Here is a 17,924-nt window from a genome sequence, read left to right on the forward strand (position 1 = left end):
TCGCATGAAAGACGCCCTCGACATCGACTGGACGGTTGAAGAGACGGCCCGCCGCCGCAACACCTACTACGCCGCCTCGCAGCGCAAATTCGTGCCCTTCAAGGACCCGCTGGTCTTCCGCAAGGGTTCCATGCAGTACCTGTGGGATGCGGAAGGCAAGAAATACACCGACCTCCTGGGCATGAATGTCTGCATCTCGGTGGGCCATTCGCACCCCACCGTGGTCAATGCGGCCATGGCCCAGGCGCAGGAACTCACCCACTGCACCACCATGTTCTACCACCCCGTTCCGGCCCATTTCGCCGAGGAACTCGCCGCCACCATGCCGCAGGGCGAAGAGTGGGTGGTGCACTTCACAAACTCGGGCTCGGAAGCGATCGACCTCGCCATGGTGATGGCGCGCACCTATACCGGCAATCTCGATCTCCTGGCGCTGCGCACCGCCTATCACGGCCCCACTTCCGCCGCGCAGTCGCTGACCGGCATTGCCGGCTTCCGCCACCCCGGCATGCCGGGCAACGTCGCCTTCGTGGCGGAGCCCAACCAGTATCGCGGCATCTTCGGGCCGGGCACCGAGCCCTATCTCGACGAGATCGAGCGCACCATCGCCAGCGCCACCACCGGCAGGGTGGCGGGCATCTTCGTCGAAAGCGTGCAGGGCTATGGCGGCATCGTGGAAATGCCCAGGGGCTACATGTCGGGCGCGGCCGAGCGGGTGCGCGCCGCAGGCGGGCTTTACATAGCCGACGAAGTGCAGTCCGGCTTCGGCCGCACCGGCGACAACATGTGGGGCTTCGAGGCCGATGGCGTGGTGCCGGACATCGTGGTGATGGCCAAGGGCATCGGCAATGGCTTCCCGCTGGGCGCGGTGGTGGCGAAGAAGGCCATCGGCGACGTGATGGCGGAGAAGTTCATGTTCCACACCTATGGCGCCAACCCGACGAGCTGCGCGGCAGGCCGCGCCGTGCTTCAGGTGATCCGCGAGGAAAAGACGCAGGAGAATGCCCGCCAAGTCGGCGGCGCGCTGCTGGCCCGCCTCAAGGACCTGCAGCAGAAGCACGCGTCCATCGGCGACGTGCGCGGCCGCGGCCTGATGCTGGCGATCGAGATGGTGAAGGACCGCCGCACCAGGGAGCCCGATGCGGGCGTCACCGCCGCGGTGTTCGAAAACTGCCGTGCCCAGGGCCTCATCCTGTCGAAATCCGGGCCGCACCGCTCGGTATTGCGCATGGTGCCGCCGATGTGCCTGTCGATGGCGGATGTCGAGGTGGTTGCCGAAGGCATCGACCGCGCCTTCACGGAGGTCACGGCGTGAGTCACCCCATCATCGCGCTGTGGTCGCACCCGCGCTCGATGTCCACCGCCTTCGAGCGCATCATGCGCTCGCGTGGCGACCTCGACTGCCTGCATGAACCCTTCATGTATGATTACTACGTCAACCGCTCCACCCGGCAGATGCCGCACTTCGATGCGAAGGACGATCACCCGCGCAGCTATGACGCCATCCGCGCCATGATCCTGGCCAAGGCCAAGCGCGGCCCCGTTTTCTTCAAGGACATGAGCTACTATGTCGTGCCGCACCTGCTTGCGGACGAGATTTTCTTCAACCGCATCACCCACAGCTTCCTCGTCCGCGACCCGCGCGCATCGATCCTGTCCTATGCCAAGCTCGACCCGGACATGCTGTGCGAGGAAATCGGCCTCGAGGCGCAGTGGCGCCATGCCGAGGCGGTGATGGCGCAGACCTGCAGGCCGCCCGTGGTGGTGCGCAGCGAGGCGGTACAGGCCGACCCGCAGGGGCAGATGGCGCACTACTGGGCGGCAGTGGGCCTTGCCCCCAGGCCGGAGGCCCTGCACTGGGACGATCCTGCCCCGGCCGACTGGCAGCAGGTGCAGGGCTGGCACGGCGAGGTCATGGCGAGCAGCACCATCCGCCCCATCACGCCTGAACAGCAGGCCCGAAGCGAAGCGGAATTCGAGTCATTGGCCGAGGGGCAGCCCAGGTTCAGGGCCTATCTCGACCACCACCTGCCTTTCTACCAGCGCCTCCTCGCCTTCGCCTGAAGCGCTGCGGCGGGTGACGCCACGCCGAATTTGCGCCATGCTGGGTGGAGAAAAGACGCTCCACCATGGCTCGCCCGCAGATCCGTCCTTCCATCTTCATAGCCCTGCAGAACGGGCTTGCCTCGCTGCTGTTCCTGGCGCTGCTGGGCGCCGAGACGGTGCGCCGCCTGCTTTATCACCACCCCCAGTCAGAGCTTCTCTGGCAATTCTCGACCCTGGCAAACCGCACGGTGATGCCGGTGCTGCGCTACTGCGAGCAGCTGTTGCCGGATCCCGACAGGCTCATGCTGGGGCTGGCGGCGGGCGTGGTCATCCCGCTGCTCGCCTGGTGGACGCGCTACTGGTTCGCCACCGCGCTTGCCGGGCACGTGCTGCTGGGCGGCCTCGTCGTCATCACATATTCCGTGTTCAGCAGGGGTAACCTGGCGCTGGCCACGCTGGACCTGCCGGAGGAACTGGCCACGCTTCATCCTGGCCTCGCCGGCTATGTCCTGCTGGCCCTCACCCTCTTCGTCCTGGTGATGTGCATTGCCGATCATGTCGCATTTCTGAGATATCTCGCCTCGCTCCGGAAACATTTCGGCGGGAGAAGCCGCTAGGGGGGAACCTGCGGCTTGCGGAAGCCTCGACAATCCGGCAGGACGCGCCTGAGCGATGTACGGAACGGGAATGACAGCCTTCAACCTGCTGGCGCATGACGAACAGATGCGGATCCTCCACGATCTCGCCCTGCGTGCACTGGCCCTTTACCCGCTTCCGCCCGGCACCACAGCGAAACTCCTGAACCTCTCGGAAAACGCAACCTACCGCATCGATGCGCCCGATGGCCGCCGCTGGGCGCTGCGCGTTCACCGCGACGGCTACCAGTCGGACATGGCCATCGCCTCCGAGCTTGCCTGGGCCGTTGACTTGCGGCGCAGTGGCATCGCCGTGACGCCCAATCCCATCCACGGGCGTGACGGCGCACTGGTCCAGTCCGTGCCGGACGCGCGCATGGCCTCGCCGCGGCGCGTCGTCCTCTTCGACTGGGAAACCGGCGCCGAGCCGGGGATCACCGATAATCTCACCCATTCCTTCGCAGCCCTGGGCGAGATCGCGGCCCGCATGCATGTCCATGCCCGGCGGTGGCAGCGGCCCCAATGGTTCACGCGCCATACCTGGAACTTTGACACGGCGCTGGGGGAAGACCGGCCCCACTGGGGCCGCTGGCGTGACGGCATCGGCATGGACGGCGAGAAGCGGCGACTTTTCCAGCGAACTGTTGACCTCATCGGACGGCGGCTCGCCGCCTATGGCATGGGCCGTGAGCGCTTCGGTCTCATCCATTCCGACCTGCGCCTCGCCAACCTGCTGATTGACGGCAGCACCGTGAAGGTCATCGACTTCGACGATTGCGGCTTCAGCTGGTACATGTATGACGCTGCAACACCCGTCTCCTTTTATGAGCATGAGCCCCAGGTGCCGGAACTGATCGAGCACTGGAAGGCGGGCTACCGCAAGGTGCTGCCCTTGTCGCAGGAAGACGAGGCGGAGATCCCCACCTTCGTGATGCTCCGCCGCATCCTGCTCGTGGCGTGGATCGCCTCCCACATCGAGGCGGAATTCCCGAAGTCGCTGGGGGCCGGCTACACCGATGGCACCCTGCCGCTGTGCGAGGATTATATGCGCCGCTTCGGTTAGGCGCTCAGTACGGCAGTGAGCGTGCGCCGGCACAGGTCCTTGGCGCGGTCGAGCGACAGCAGGCTCTGGTCGATGCATTGTTCGAGCCACAGCCCATCGACCAGCGAAATGACGATGGTGGCGACGTCATAGCTGTCCACCGTCACGCCCTGGCCGCGGGCGAAGGCGGAGATCGCCCGCGCAATGCGCTCGCGGTAGAGCGCATAGTTCTTGCGGTGCTCCACCTGCAGCACCGGGTTCACCGCGATCTCGCCCCACAGCGCGAGCCAGACATTGAGATAGTCGCGGCTGAGGAAACTGTCGGCGAACATCATGTCGACGAGTTCGTCGATGCTCTGCGGCGTGGTTTCGGCCCGGTCGAGGTTGTCCAGCACCTTGCCGTAGATCGAGGCGTAGGCGGCCGCGAGCAGCGCATTCTTCGAACCGAAGTGGTGCGTGATGAGCCCGCGCGAGGTGCCGGCCTCATGGCAGATGTTATCAACCGTGAAGCCCTGGATGCCGCCCTTGGCGAGGCAGGCGATCGACGCCGCGATCAGCCGTGCCCGGCGCTCGTCGGGAGCGATGCGTTCGAACTTGGGTGCCGCTGCTTTCTTGGTCATCGTCGTCATGAAGAGGAGGCGCGGGTCATTCCCGCGCCTCCGGGTTGAGGTCAGGCCTTGGTGAACTGCGTCGGGTCCGGATGACCGTCCGCCAGGATCACCGGGTTGATATCGGACCTGTAGATCGCAAGGAAGGGCCGGAAGCAGATGAAGATGAAGCCGCCCGAGTCTTCCATCAGGTCTTCCATCCGGTTGAAGATTTCCTTGCGCTTGGCATCGTCCTGCTCGACCAGGCCCTTCTGGTAGAGGTCCTCGTACTCCTTCGAGTCGAAGAAGGACCAGTTGTAGACGCCGATCTGGTCCGGCCGGAACCAGACGAGATTCTCGGTGGGGTCGATGCCGCCGGCGAAATCCATCAGCACCATCTCGATGTTCTTGTAGCCGTCGCCCTGCGTCTTGTCGCCCAGAGCCCAGTAGGCGGCATCCTCTGTGGGCTGGATGTTCACCGTGATGCCCGCCTCGCCAAGGCTTGACTGGATGATCTGCGCGGTGGACTGCGAGACCGAGTCGGTGAGGCAGTAGAGATTGAGTTCCAGAGCCGAGACGCCGGCCTCGGCAAGCAGTGCCTTGGCCTTCTCGATGTCGCGCGTGGCGATCTTGTTGGCGGCGCGCGAGAACTGGCTGTCGGCCTGCACGACGCCCGTGGCGCGGGTGGTGAGCCCGTCATAGGCGCCCTGCAGCACCGCGTCGCCGTCATAGGCATACTGGATCGCCTGGCGCACGCGCGGGTCCTTCAGCTTCTCGGCATTCATGTTGATGGTGAGCCAGACATAGCGCGTGGACCGCGCCTCGATGAGCTTCGAGTCCGCCGGCACATTGGCCTTGATCTGCTTGGCGGAGCTCTGCGCCAGCTTGGTATAGTCGAAGGAATCCGCCTCATAGGCCAGCAGGGCCGCCTGGTCGTCGGTGACGATGAAGTATTCGACCTTGCTGAAGGCCGGCTTCTCGCCCTTCCAGTCGGGGTTGGCCACAAGCGTCACCTTCTGGTTCTGCTCCCACTTGTCCAGGAGGTAAGGGCCGCACTCGGCGGGGATCGATGTCGTGTAGCTGCCGCCTGCCTTCTCCACCGCCGCCTTGCACACGATGTGGCCGCCATAATAGGGCAGCGTGATGTACAGAAACGGCTTGAATGGCTCGGTCAGGTGAATGAGGCCCGAGCGCTGGTCGATGACCTCCACCTTGTCGAGCTTCTCGAACTGGTAGGCCCAGGCCGAGTCGGAGCCCTTGATGCGCTCGAAGGAGAACTTCACGTCCTCCGCCGTCACCGGGCCGAAGCCGTTGTTCCAGGTGAGGTAGTCATGCAGCGTGAAGGCGATGGTCTTGGGGTCCTTCCACTCGAAGACCTTCGCGGCATAGGGCGTGATCTTGTTGCCGTCGCGCATGTCGCCCAGCCGCACCAGCGTCACCTGCGTGCAGCGGGGGATGACGTCATCGAGCTCGCCGATGATGCCCTTGGGGTCCAGCACCTGCAGGTCCGCCGTGGCGCGCAGCCTGAGCGTGTCGCCGTCCGCCGCCCAGGCGAAATGCGGCCGCGCCGCGAGTCCTGCAAACAAGGCCCCGCCCGCTTTCAGCAGGCCGCGGCGATCCGTGCTCCAGTCAAGTCCCATGGTTTCCTCCTTGCGTTTCTATCCTGGTTTCTTCGGCAAAATGGCAGCGCACCATGCGCTCCGGTGTGATCATCTGGGGCCGCGGCTCCTCCGATGCGCAACGCGGGCGGGCGAGCGGGCAGCGGGTGTGGAATTCGCAGCCGGTGGGTCTTGCCAGCACGCTGGGAATCTCGCCCTTGAGCGCGAGGTCGGCGCGGCGCTTGCGCGGGTCGGCCTGCGGCTCCGCCGCGATGAGGCTCCGCGTATAGGGGTGATAGGGCCGGCTGAAGACCTCGCGCGTCGGCCCCCACTCCGCCATGCGGCCGAGATAGAGCACCGCCACCCGGTCGGTCACGTGGCGCACCACCGCGAGATTGTGGGTGATGATGAGGAAGCTCAGACCCATGTCGCGGCGGAGCCCCGTCATCAGGTTCAGGATCTCGGCCTGGACGGAGACATCGAGCCCCGCCGTCGGCTCATCCGCGATGACGAGCTTCGGCTTCAGCGCCAGCGCACGGGCGACGGAGACGCGCCGCGCCTGCCCGCCCGAGAGCTCATGCGGATAGCGCTGGGCCAGCGCCGGGGGCAGGCCGACGCGCTCCAGCATGGCGAGCGGCGTCTTCTCGCCGTCAGGCAGCGGCACGCCGTTGATCTGGAAGGGCTCGATGATCTGCGCCGCCACCTTGCGGCGCGGGCTGAGCGAGGCCACCGCATCCTGGAACATCAGCGCCGCGCCCTGCCGCACCTTCACGAAGTCGGCGCGGCTCCGGACAGGCTGCCCCTCGAAGCGCAGGTTGCCTTCGGTGATCTTGACGAGCCCCATCATGGCGCGTGCCAGCGTGCTCTTGCCCGAACCGGACTCACCCACGAGGCCCAGCATCTCGCCCTGCCCCACGCTGAGGGACAGGTTGCTGAGGATCGTCATGCGCGGCGCAGGGCCGGGCAGCAGGCGCTGCAGCCCGGCTGAAGGTGCGGCCAGGTCGAGCGAGACATTCTCCACCTCGTAGAGGGCGCTCATGGCAGCGCCTCGTGGCAGCGCGCGAAGTGGCGGGAGCCGACCTCGACATGCGGCGGCGCCACGCTGCGGCAGTGGTCCGTGGCGCGCGCGCACCGGGCGGCGAAGCTGCAGCCCTGAGGCGGGTTCACCAGATCCGGCAACCGGCCCGGAATGGTGGGCAGCACCGGCGTCTGGTCATGGATATTCGCGGGGTCGCAGGCGATGAGCGCCTGGGTATAGGGGTGGCGCGGGCTGTGATAGACGTCGTCCGTCGAGCCCTCCTCCACCACCTCGCCCGCATACATCACATAGACCCGGTCGCAGAGCTCGCCGACGAGGCCCAGGTGATGGGTGATGATGACGATGGCGCCATTGTAATCCTGCCGCAGCGCGCGCAGCAGGTGGATGATCTGGGCCTCCATGGTGACGTCGAGCGCGGTCGTCGGCTCGTCCGCCACCAGCACCTGCGGCGCCATGAGCAGGGCTGCCGCAATGGCCGCGCGCTGGCGCATGCCGCCCGAGAGTTCGTGCACGTAGCGGCCGAGGCAGCGTTCGGGGTCCGGGATGCCGACACGCTTCAGCATGGCGGCGGCCGCGCGCCGCTTGTCCGATTTCGACAGGCCTTCGCGCTGGTCCTGGAAATCGACGAGCTGCTCGCCGATGGTCAGCACCGGGTTGAAGGAAGTCATCGGGTCCTGGAAGATCATCGCGATGTGCCGGCCGCGGATCCGGCGCTGCTCTTCGTCCGAAACCGCGAGAATGTCCTTGCCGCCGAACCGCACCCCGCCGGAGGTGACCCGCGCATTGCGGGCGAGCAAGGTGATCAGGGCCGAGGCGAGCGTCGACTTTCCGCAGCCCGACTCGCCCACGATGCCGATGGCCTCGCCGGCGCGGGCTTCCAGCGTGGCGTGGCGCAGCGCCTGCAGGGCGCCTTCCTCGCTGGCATAGGCGATGGAGAGATCATCGACCTTGAGGAGCGGCTCGCTCATCGCAGCGTCCTCAACTGCAGGCGGGGGTCCAGCGCATCGCGGAGCGCCTCGCCGAGGAAGGTGAAGCCGAGCGTGGCGAGGATCAGCGGAATGCCCGCGATGATCACCATGCCCGGCGACTGGCGGAGCGAGACATAGCCGTCATAGACGATGTTGCCCCAGGAGGGCGTGGGCGGCTTGACGCCGAGGCTGAGATAGCTGAGCCCCGCCTCGAGCATGATGACCACCGGAATGTCCATCGACAGCACCACCAGCAGCTGCCCCGCCACGTTGGGCAGCAGATGGAGCAGGATGATGCGGGCGTTCGACGCGTTCATCGCCTGCTCCGCCATGATGAAGTCGCTGCGCACGAGGCTCAATGTCTGTGCACGGATGAAACGGGCATAGCCGGGGATCGAGACCAGAATGATGACGAGGATCAGCGTGGCGGTGGAGGGCCCCAGCACGGTGATGACGGCGAGGGCGAACATGATCATCGGCAGCGAGGTCATCGAGTCGAAGCAGAGGATCAGGAGCGAGTCGAGCCAGCGCGGACCATAGCCGGCAACGAGGCCAAGCAGGATGCCGGCGAGCCCCGCGATGCCCGTGGCGGTGATGGCGACGCCCAGCGCGGTGCGCGCGCCATAGATGATGCGCGAGAGGAGGTCGCGGCCCAGCTGGTCGGTGCCAGCCCAGTGGGCGAGGCTGGGCGCGGAGAACTTGTGCATCACGTCGATCTTCAGCGGGTCATAGGGTGCGAGCCAGGGCGCGAAGAGCGCCATCAGCACGAAGGCCAGCACGATGATGCCACCCATCACGCCCAGCGGCTCGCTGAGCAGGGCACGCCACACATTGCGCTTGCCGCTAGCCACGGAGCGTGTCCCGCACGCGCGGGTCGAGCTTCGCCATCAGCAGGTCGGCGAGCGTGACCACGGTGAGGTAGAAGGCCGTCATGAAGAGGACCGAGCCCATGACGACGGGAAAGTTGCGCTTCTGCACCGCCGAGGTGATGAGCGTGCCGATGCCGGGGCGCGAGAAAACCGTCTCGACGAAGACCGCACTGGACAGGATGGACCCGAAGCCAACCGCCACGATGGCGATGACCGGCACAATGGCGACGCGCAGCGCATAGCGCAGCACGATCTTCGCATCGGTGAGGCCGAAGGCGCGCGCCGTGCGCACATGGTTCGCCGACATCACCTCCAGCATGGAGGCGCGCACCAGGCGGGCGAGATAGCCGACCCAGGTGATGGCGATCGCTGCGGCGGGCAGCACCACGGCGCGGATCTGGCTGCCCCAGTCACCGGGATCCCCCGCGCCGATGGCGGGGAACCAGCCGAGCCAGACGGCGAAGACGAGGAGGAGATAGATGCCGACCACGAAGGACGGGATCGAGATCATCGAGACGGAGAGCACCGCCAGCACCCGGTCGATGCTGCGGCCCTGCCACACCACCGCGAGGCAGCCAAGCCCGATCCCCGCGACCAGCGCGATCGACATCGCCACGGCGCCAAGGAACAGCGTGTTGGGGAAAACCTCGGCGATCATCTGCGCCACCGGGCGCTTGGACCAAACGTCATAGCCGAGGTCGCCCCTCAGCACGTTGCTGAAGAAATTCCAGACCTGAACATAGATCGGCTGGTCGAGGCCCATGCGCTGCATCAGCTCGGCCTTGAGCTGCGGCGTGGCGCGGGGGCCGAGCGCCAGCGAGGCCGGGTCGCCCGGCACCAGGAAGACCATCGCATACATCGCCAGCATGACCACGCAGATGATCAGCAGGGCAAGGCCGATGCGCTTGATGGCATAGGTCAGCACGGCGTCCCGTCAGCCTCCCCGCCCTGGACTTCGTGGCTCAGACCATGTCACGCGCGATGTTCTCATGCCAGTGCCGTTCGAAGACCGTCTTGCCGTTCTCGCCGATGGAGAGATCCATCTCGATGATGAAATGCGTCGCCGTGCAGGTCATCCTGCCCGTGCTGCGGTGGGTGATGGTGGCGTCGGGCCGGACCATCTCGACATCATAATCGGTGACGAGGGTGGCCGAGAGCGGGTCGCCGTCGATGATCTCGTAGCGTGCGAAGGCGGAGGAGCGCTGGGTCTGGCCGATGTCGTGCATGTGCTTCGAATAGGTCCAGCGCGGGAAGTCCACCCTGATCTTGCCCGAGAGGAGGTCGCGCACCACGCGGCGCGGGTGGGTCTGCTCCACCGGGTCACGCGTGACCGGCGGGAGCGGCGCCATTTCCGGCGGGTCGAATTCGCGGAGCTTGTCATCCGCCGGGTCCGGCGGGCGGACGGGGAGCTTCAGCACCGTGTCACCCAGCGCGACGGTGAGGGTTGCGAGCTCCGGCGAGGGCCAGGCCACGGGCCAGTAGGTGGTCGAGAGCGAGACCGCGATGCGATGGCCCGCGGGGAAGGCATGGGCGATGTCGTCCATCTCCACCACCGCCGTCGTCTGCTGGCCGGGCACCAGCGGCTCGGGGAACTCGTGGCTGTTGCGGTGGGTGAGGTTGAGGAGGCCATAGGTGACGCGCGTCGAGCGGCCATCGGGCGCCACGTCGTTGAGGCGGACGCAGACCAGCGCCTGCGGCTTGTCGCTGGCGAAGGCGAGGGTGAGGGTGGGGGCGCCGAGGATTTCCAGCTGCCCGGTGAGCGGCTCGGAGACGAAGACCAGCGAGCCGCCATCATCCTCGCGCTGGTCGGGCGGCCATTCGGCATCCCCGCCATAGCGGCCGATCTCACCCGCCGCGACGCCGACCCAGAGCGGCGAGCAGATCGATCTTGATCCGCCGACGGAGGATTTTGCCGAGAGGCTGCCGCCGGCATCGAGGAAGAACGCCTGCTCGCGGATGCGCGGGCTCGGCCACTGCGCCTCGCCCACCCAGCGGCCGGGACGCGCGTCATAGCAGGTCCGGGGCGGCACGCTCTCCTGCATCCAGGCGCGCAGCATGGGCTCGTCCATGATGCCGGTGTCGCGGCCCTTCAGCCAGTGGTCGCACCAGCGCAGCACCTCCTGCAGCCAGCCGATGGCGGGCTCCACCGCCACGTCATGCGGATAGGAATGCGCCCATGGGCCGATGAGGCCGCGGCGCGGCACGTCGAGGCCGGCCAGCAGGCGCGGCACGGCTTCCGAATAATTGTCGGCCCAGCCGGAGACGGCATAGACGGGAATCCTGATCTTCGCGAAATCCTCGCAGACCGAGCCCTGCTTCCAGTAATCGTCGCGGCGCTGGTGCCTGAGCCAGGTGAGGATCCAGGGCGTGTTCTGCGCCATGCGCTGCTGCCACATGGCCCGCCAGGCCTCGCCCACGATCTCCGGGTCGGGCGGCAGGTCATTGTGGGCGAACATGGTGGAGGACCAGTCGAAATTGTCCTTCGACAGGCAGCCGCCGACCCAGTGGATGTCGGTGGCATAACGGTCGTCGGTGGAGCCCACCGTGATGATGGTCTTGAGCGCGGGCGGCTGGCGCGCCGCGATCTGCAGCCCGTTGAAGCCGCCCCAGGAGATGCCGATCATCGCGACCTGGCCGTCGCACCAGCCTTGCGAGGCGATCCAGGCGATGGCCTCGCAGCCGTCCAGCTGTTCCTGCACGGTATATTCGTCGTCGATCAGCCCCTCGCTGTCGCCCGTGCCGCGAATGTCGAGACGAAGACAGGCATAGCCGTGGCCGGCGAGATAGTGATGGAGCCCCTGGTCGCGCGGCCTTGTGCCGTCACGCTTGCGGTAGGGGAGATATTCGAGAATGGCTGGTACCGGCTCCGCCGTTTCGGGAAACCAGCAACGGGCCGCGAGCCGCGTACCGTCCGGCAGGGGGATGAAGATGTTCTCCACCACCCGGACGGCAAAAGGAAAATCGGACCGCACGGCGACCATCGATAGCCTCTGTTGTTGTACGCATGTATAATTGGTCTTGGAAGACGGTCAACAGGCTTCTTTCGCAGGGCGTTCCTATCGAGGGATAAAAATCCTTGACAGCGCGCGCTCTGTGTGCTATAAAGGCGCATTCTTCCGAATTGGGCATGGAATTTCGCAGGTGCAGCGCAAGCCGCGCCTGTTTTGCTGCGCTTGCGTTCAACTCTCGGACGCCGCGTGTACGGCGGAAACGGGCGGGGAGAGTACCCTCCCTTGACCGTACCCGAAACATCGTTTTACTATACAACCGTATAACAGTGGGCGAACCGATGCTGCGAGACTGCCGCTACGACATTCTCTTCGAGCCCGTGAAGATCGGTCCCGTGACCGCGCCCAACCGTTTCTACCAGACGCCGCATGCCATCGGCATGGGCTGGCAGCGGCCGAAGGCGGGTGCCGCACTCCGCGGCATCAAGGCCGAGGGCGGCTGGGGCGTGGTCTGCACCGAATATTGTTCCATTCATCCGACATCGGACGATTCGCCCTATGGCTTCCTCACGCTGTGGGACGACGACGACGTGGCGACGCTGGCGCTGACGGCGGATGCCATCCACGCCCATGGCAGCCTGGCGGGCGTCGAGCTCTGGCATGGCGGCTCGCATGCCTCGAACCGCATGACGCGCGTGCCGGGCATCGCGCCCTCGACGATCCCCGCCATGTATCACCTTCCCACCACGGCGCGCGGCATGGACCTTGCCGACATCCGCGCCTTCCGCGGCTGGCAGCGCGACGCGGCGAAGAGGGCCAAGCGCGCCGGCTTCGACATCGTCTATGTCTATGCCGGGCACGACTACCTGCCCTTCCAGTTCCTGTCGCCGCGCCACAACCGGCGCACGGATGAATATGGCGGCAGCCTCGTGAACCGCGTGCGCCTGCTGCGCGAGATGATCGAGGACACCAGGGAGGCCGTGGGCGACACCTGCGCGGTCGCCGTGCGGCTTGCCGTCGACGAGCTCCATGGGCCCGGCGGCATCACGTCCGATGGCGAGGGGCGCGAGATCGTGGCGATGCTGGCCGAGCTTCCCGACCTGTGGGACGTGAACGTGGCAGGTTCGCTGGGCAATGATTCGAAGTCGGCGCGCTTCAGCCAGGAAGGCTACCAGGAGCCGCAGGTGGCCTTCGTGAAGCAGCTGACGACGAAGCCCGTCGTCTCGGTGGGCCGCTTCACCTCGCCCGACGTGATGGTGAGTCAGATCAGGCGCGGCATCCAGGACTTCATCGGCGCGGCCAGGCCCTCGATCGCCGACCCTTTCCTACCCAACAAGATCCGCGACGGGCGGCTGGACGAGATCCGCGAATGCATCGGCTGCAACATCTGCCGCGCGGCGAACAATGAGGGCGTTCACCTGCGCTGCACGCAGAACCCGACGATCTCGGAAGAATGGCGGCGCGGCTGGCACCCGGAGAAGATCGCCACCTATACGAAGCGCGAGAAGGTGCTGGTGGTGGGTGCAGGCCCCTCAGGCCTCGAAGCGGCGCTGAGCCTCGGCCGCCGCGGGCTGGACGTGACGCTGGCGGAGCGCAGGGCCAAGCTGGGCGGGCGCATCCTGAATGAGTCGACGCTCCCCGGACTCGCGACCTGGATCCGGGTGCGCGACTGGCGCCAGCAGATGATCGCGAAGCTGCCGACTATCGAGGTCTTCCCCGGCAGCGAGATGACGGCGGATGACATTGCAGGTTTCGGCGCCGACCACGTGGTGCTGGCGACGGGTGCCAAATGGCGGCGCGACGGGGTGGGGGTGAACGGCATGGACGTGCTCGACCTGCCCCATGCACTGACGCCCGATGACGTGTTCGCCGGTGCGCAGCTCGCGGGCCACATCGTGATCTATGACGACGAGCATTACTTCATGGCTGGTGCACTGGCGGAAAAACTGGCGCGCGCCGGGCATAGCGTGACGCTGGTGACGCCAAATCCCACCGTGTCGAGCTGGACCGCGATGACCGACGAACAAGGCTTCCTGCAGGCGCGGCTGCATGAGATCGAACTTCCGATGCAGACCGGCCGCCTGCTGCAGGGGCAGGAGAAAGGCAGGCTGCGGCTTGCCTGCAGCGCCTCGGGCAAGGCGAGCGAACTGGCCTGCGATACGTTGATCGTGGCCACTGGCCGGGTGCCGGACGACCGGCTGTTCCATGAGCTGACGTCCACGGCGCGGCCCTTCACCGTGAGCCGCGTGGGCGATTGCCTGCAGCCCTCCTCCATCGCCGATGCCGTCTATTCCGCCCACCGCTTCGCAAGGGAATTCGGCGAAGCCTCCGTTGCCGTGCCGCGCCGTGAACGCCCGCCCGTAAAGGACATTGCATGAGCATCGAGCCAGGAGACACCCGCCAGCGCCGCCGCCCCGCACGCGCCGCGCGGGTGACGGGCGAGTTGCACCAGCGGCCCTTCGGCCGCGTCACGCGGCCCTACAAGCCCATCGAGGTGCTGAGCGCGGACAATGTGGCATCCCTGCACGAGACGGCGCTGAAGGTGCTGCGCGACATCGGCATGCGTGTGCTGGAGGACAGCGCGCGCGATCACTTCCGCCGGGCGGGTGCGGTGATCGAGGGCGACACGGTGAAGCTCGACCCCGCCCTGGTGATGGAGCGGCTCTCCACCGTGCCGCAGAGCTTCACGCTGGCGGCGCGCAACCCGGCCCGCTCTCTCTTCATCGGCGGTGACGACGTGATCTTCGCCTCGGTCGGCGGGCCTGCCTATGTGATGGACAATGACGGCGGGCGGCGCGACGGCACCCATGCCGAGATGTGCGATTACCTGCGGGTGATCCAGTCGCTCGACATCATCCACCAGGAAGGTGGCGGGCCCTTCGAGCCGATGGACCTGCCGGCCAATACCCGCCACCTCGACCTCTACCGTGCGCAGATCACCATGCTCGACAAGAGCTGGCAGACGCAGACGCTGGGCCGGGCGCGCACCATGGACGGCCTCGTGCTCGGCGCGCTGTCGCTGGGGCTTTCGATGGATGAACTGACACGCACCCCGGCACTGCTCGGCATCATCAACACCAATTCGCCGCTGCAGCTGGACATTCCCATGGGCGAGGGGCTGATCGCCATGGCCGAGCATGGCCAGGTGAACGTGATCACGCCCTTCACGCTGGCAGGCGCCATGAGCCCGGTGACGCTGGCCGGCGCCCTCGTCCAGCAGCATGCGGAGGCCTTGCTGGGGATCGTGCTGACCCAGATCGTGCGCCCCGGCGTGCCGGTGATGTATGGCGGCTTCACCTCGAACGTCGACATGCGCTCGGGCGCCCCCGCCTTCGGCACGCCCGAATATGCCAAGGCGGCGCAGGCCTCGGGCCAGCTGGCGCGACACATCGGCGTGCCGTTTCGCTCCTCCAACGTGAATGCGGCGAACGAGGTCGACGCGCAGGCGGCCTATGAGAGCCAGATGTCGCTGTGGGGCTCCGTCATGGGAGGTGCGCACCTGATCGAGCATGCGGCGGGCTGGATGCATGGCGGACTCACCGCCAGCTTCGAGAAGCTGATCCTCGATGCCGAACTCCTGCAGATGATGGCGGCCTATTGCGACCCCGTGGTGGTCGACACCGAGAGCCTGGCGCTGGAGGCGATCCGCGACGTGGGGCCGGGCGGGCATTTCTTCGGCACGCCGCACACCATGGAGCGCTACCAGACGGCCTTCTATTCGCCGCTGCTCTCCAACTGGGACAACCATCCCAACTGGCTGGAGCGCGGATCGGTGGATGCGCGCATGCGGGCCAACACCATCTGGAAGCAGCTGCTGCGCGACTACGAACAGCCGGCGATCGATGCCGGCCGGCTGGAGGCGATCGACGCCTTCATCGCGCGGCGCAAGTTAGAGGGCGGCGCACCCTTGAATTGAGCGGGCATCCGTGGCCTGATCACATTTCCCGAACCACGTATTTTTACGCTGTCGACTTGTCGTCCCGGCGCACTATTGAATGCGTTATCAATTGGAGAACCGTCCCATGTGCCGCGCCTGTGTCAGCCCCGTCCTGAACCACCCTTCGCTGTTTGAAAGCCCGGTCGCCTTTACCCCCCTGGGCGCCGTCACGCCGAACCGCCGCGGTTTCATGGCCCTGTCGACCGCGGCCCTTCTGGGTGCAGGCCTGCCTGCCGTCGGCGGCGGTTCGGCGCGCGCCGCGACGAGTGATGGCTCGATCGACACCATTTTCAAGGGCGGCAACATCATCCCGATCGTCGGCCCCGCTTCGGCCGAAGCCATTGCGGTGAGCGGCGGCAAGATCGTGAAGCTGGGCGCTGCCTCCGACATCATGTCGATGGCCACCGCCAAGACCCAGGTGATCGACCTCCAGGGCCGCACGCTGCTGCCGGGCCTCATCGACCCCCACAATCACACGGTTCTGTCGTCGATTTATCTCGAGCTTCTCACCGATGTGGGATACCTCAAGAACAAGACGCGCGAGGACCTGATCGCCAATCTCAAGCTGCTCGTCTCCATCACGCCGGAAGGCTCATGGGTGCTGGCCTCGAACTTCGACAACCTGCTGCAGGGCGGCGATCTTTCGCGCGATGAGCTGGACAAGATCTCGTCCACCACGCCGATCTTCGTCTGGTACACCAATGGCCATGACGCCTGCGTGAACAGCCCGGCACTCAAGGCCGCGGGCATCACCGAGGACATCGGCGAACTGCCGGGCGGCGGCCATTTCGGCCGTGGCCCCGATGGCAAGCTGAACGGCCTCGTCTATGAGGAAGCCGCCCTCCTGAAGACGATCAAGCCCGGCCTGCCGACGATCACGCCAGCCATCGCCATCAGCGCGGTGAACAAGTTCGTGGCTGCCTGCGCCGCCGCCGGCAACACGCTTCTGCATGAGCCCGGCACACTGAAGGCCGATTGGATCGCGCCCTTCATGAAGCTTGCCGCCCAGGCGCCGCTGCGCACCTCGGCGAGCCTGATGTATGAGGACATGAAGGGCTATGACGACTACCGGAAATACGGTGTGGGCGCCAAGGCCACACAGCTTCCCGATACGCTGTTCACGCTCTATGGCGTGAAGCTGATCGGCGACGGGTCGAACCAGACCGAGACCGGCGCCCAGACCAAGCCCTATCTCAACAGCACCTCCTCCGGAAAGCCGAACTTCGATGCGGCGGCGATGAAGGAAATGGTGGCCAATGTGAAGGCGGCGGGCCTGCCCAGCCTCATCCACTGCAATGGCGACCTCGCCATCGACATCGCCCTCGATGCGCTGGAGGGGGCCTATGCGGGCTCGACGGAACTCGGCATCAACCGGATCGAGCACGCCACCATGGCCCGCCAGGACCAGATCGACCGGATGAAGAAGCTCAATGTCGAGCCGAGCTTCCTGATGAACCACGTGACGCTCTACGGTGCGGCCTACCGCGACCAGATCTTCGGCCCGGAGCGGGCGAATTTCATGGATCCGGCGGGCGCCTGCGACAAGGCGGGCCTGCGCTTCACGCTGCACACCGACTCGCCCTGCTCGCCCATCGGGCCGCTGCGCCTGGTCAAGACCGCGGTGACCCGTCTCTGCCAGATCGACAATTCGGTGATCGGTGCCGACCAGGCGGTGAGCGTGCAGCGCGCGTTGGAAGCCATCACCATCGACGCCGCGCGCCAGGTGGGCCAGCCCGACCGGCTGGGCTCGCTGGAGGCCGGCAAGGAGGCCGACTTCACCATCCTCGAGGACAACCCCTTCACCGTCGACCCGGCCAAGATCGACACCATCAAGGTCAGCGAGACCTGGGTGGCGGGCGACAAGAAGTTTGGCTGAAGATCGAAAAGGACGGGACGAGATGATGAAGACGACACTGGTCGCGGGGGCGATGCTCGGGCTGGCGCTGGCGACACCGGCCCAGGCCGACGACACCGCTGACCTGGCCCAGGAACTGACCAACCCGGTGGCGAACCTGATCAGCGTGCCCTTCCAGGGCAACTGGAACCACGGCATCGGACCCGATGACGGCGACCAGTATTATCTCAACGTCCAGCCGGTCATTCCCATCAAGCTGAACGACGACTGGAACCTCATCTCGCGCACCATCCTGCCGGTCACCTCGCAGAACGACATTGCGGGCCCATCCGGCAACCAGTGGGGCCTCGGCAACACCCAGCAGAGCCTGTTCCTCTCGCCGTCGAAGCCCACCCACGGC

General features: G+C 66.3%; 14 protein-coding genes and 1 pseudogene. 8 read left to right on the top strand and 7 right to left on the bottom strand.

What is annotated here, in order from left to right:
- Positions 1 to 4 precede the first annotated feature (4 nt).
- From DK847_RS19555 to DK847_RS19570, 4 genes are all read left to right on the top strand, one after another.
- A complete protein-coding gene (locus tag DK847_RS19555; RefSeq protein WP_111200231.1) occupies positions 5 to 1,315 on the top strand; it encodes an aspartate aminotransferase family protein in 1,311 nt (436 codons plus the stop codon).
- A complete protein-coding gene (locus tag DK847_RS19560) occupies positions 1,312 to 2,064 on the top strand; it encodes a sulfotransferase-like domain-containing protein (protein WP_111200232.1) in 753 nt (250 codons plus the stop codon). The genes DK847_RS19555 and DK847_RS19560 overlap by 4 nt, the downstream gene beginning before the upstream one ends.
- A gap of 65 nt (positions 2,065 to 2,129) precedes the next feature.
- The gene (locus DK847_RS19565) at positions 2,130 to 2,663 is read left to right on the top strand and encodes a hypothetical protein (protein WP_111200233.1); all 534 of its coding nucleotides are present in this window, start codon (positions 2,130 to 2,132) and stop codon (positions 2,661 to 2,663) included.
- Between the two features lie 70 nt (positions 2,664 to 2,733).
- Positions 2,734 to 3,744, top strand: a complete 1,011-nt coding sequence (locus tag DK847_RS19570) for a phosphotransferase enzyme family protein (protein ID WP_111200234.1) — start codon at positions 2,734 to 2,736, stop codon at positions 3,742 to 3,744.
- Here DK847_RS19570 and DK847_RS19575 read toward each other — a convergent pair.
- Genes DK847_RS19575 through DK847_RS19605 form a run of 7 tightly spaced genes read right to left on the bottom strand, consistent with a single transcriptional unit; the run spans position 3,741 to position 11,765 of the window.
- Positions 3,741 to 4,343: a TetR/AcrR family transcriptional regulator gene (locus DK847_RS19575; protein WP_161957396.1), complete on the bottom strand. Its 603-nt coding sequence runs from the start codon at positions 4,341 to 4,343 to the stop codon at positions 3,741 to 3,743. The genes DK847_RS19570 and DK847_RS19575 overlap by 4 nt on opposite strands.
- 50 nt (positions 4,344 to 4,393) lie before the next feature.
- Entirely contained in the window at positions 4,394 to 5,950 is a 1,557-nt protein-coding gene (locus DK847_RS19580) for an ABC transporter substrate-binding protein (protein WP_111200236.1), read from the bottom strand.
- Positions 5,940 to 6,947, bottom strand: a complete 1,008-nt coding sequence (locus tag DK847_RS19585) for an oligopeptide/dipeptide ABC transporter ATP-binding protein (RefSeq protein WP_111200237.1) — start codon at positions 6,945 to 6,947, stop codon at positions 5,940 to 5,942. Before DK847_RS19585 ends, DK847_RS19580 begins: the two co-directional genes overlap by 11 nt.
- Complete coding sequence (locus DK847_RS19590) at positions 6,944 to 7,915, bottom strand: ABC transporter ATP-binding protein (protein ID WP_111200238.1); 972 nt, start codon at positions 7,913 to 7,915, stop codon at positions 6,944 to 6,946. Before DK847_RS19590 ends, DK847_RS19585 begins: the two co-directional genes overlap by 4 nt.
- Positions 7,912 to 8,766 (bottom strand): ABC transporter permease, encoded by an 855-nt coding sequence (locus DK847_RS19595; protein ID WP_111200239.1) that lies wholly within the window; start codon positions 8,764 to 8,766, stop codon positions 7,912 to 7,914. The genes DK847_RS19590 and DK847_RS19595 overlap by 4 nt, the downstream gene beginning before the upstream one ends.
- On the bottom strand, positions 8,759 to 9,709 hold the full coding sequence (locus tag DK847_RS19600) for an ABC transporter permease (RefSeq protein ID WP_111200240.1): 951 nt from the start codon (positions 9,707 to 9,709) through the stop codon (positions 8,759 to 8,761). The genes DK847_RS19595 and DK847_RS19600 overlap by 8 nt, the downstream gene beginning before the upstream one ends.
- A 37-nt stretch (positions 9,710 to 9,746) precedes the next feature.
- Positions 9,747 to 11,765 carry a CocE/NonD family hydrolase gene (locus DK847_RS19605; protein ID WP_111200241.1) on the bottom strand — a complete coding sequence of 673 codons (2,019 nt, stop codon included), beginning with the start codon at positions 11,763 to 11,765 and terminating at the stop codon, positions 9,747 to 9,749.
- 308 nt (positions 11,766 to 12,073) lie between these two features.
- On the opposite strand from DK847_RS19605, the gene DK847_RS19610 reads away from it, so the two are divergent.
- From DK847_RS19610 to DK847_RS19625, 4 genes and pseudogenes are all read left to right on the top strand, one after another.
- Positions 12,074 to 14,110, top strand: coding sequence for an oxidoreductase (locus DK847_RS19610; protein WP_111200242.1), 2,037 nt, complete (start codon positions 12,074 to 12,076; stop codon positions 14,108 to 14,110).
- Positions 14,107 to 15,648 (top strand): trimethylamine methyltransferase family protein, encoded by a 1,542-nt coding sequence (locus tag DK847_RS19615; protein ID WP_111200243.1) that lies wholly within the window; start codon positions 14,107 to 14,109, stop codon positions 15,646 to 15,648. The genes DK847_RS19610 and DK847_RS19615 overlap by 4 nt, the downstream gene beginning before the upstream one ends.
- 106 nt (positions 15,649 to 15,754) lie before the next feature.
- The gene (locus tag DK847_RS19620; RefSeq protein WP_161957397.1) at positions 15,755 to 17,545 is read left to right on the top strand and encodes an amidohydrolase; all 1,791 of its coding nucleotides are present in this window, start codon (positions 15,755 to 15,757) and stop codon (positions 17,543 to 17,545) included.
- 52 nt (positions 17,546 to 17,597) lie between these two features.
- A pseudogene (locus DK847_RS19625) lies at positions 17,598 to 17,924 on the top strand (transporter); the annotation flags it as partial.

Origin of the sequence: Aestuariivirga litoralis (assembly GCF_003234965.1) — a bacterium.
Lineage (GTDB): Bacteria > Pseudomonadota > Alphaproteobacteria > Rhizobiales > Aestuariivirgaceae > Aestuariivirga > Aestuariivirga litoralis.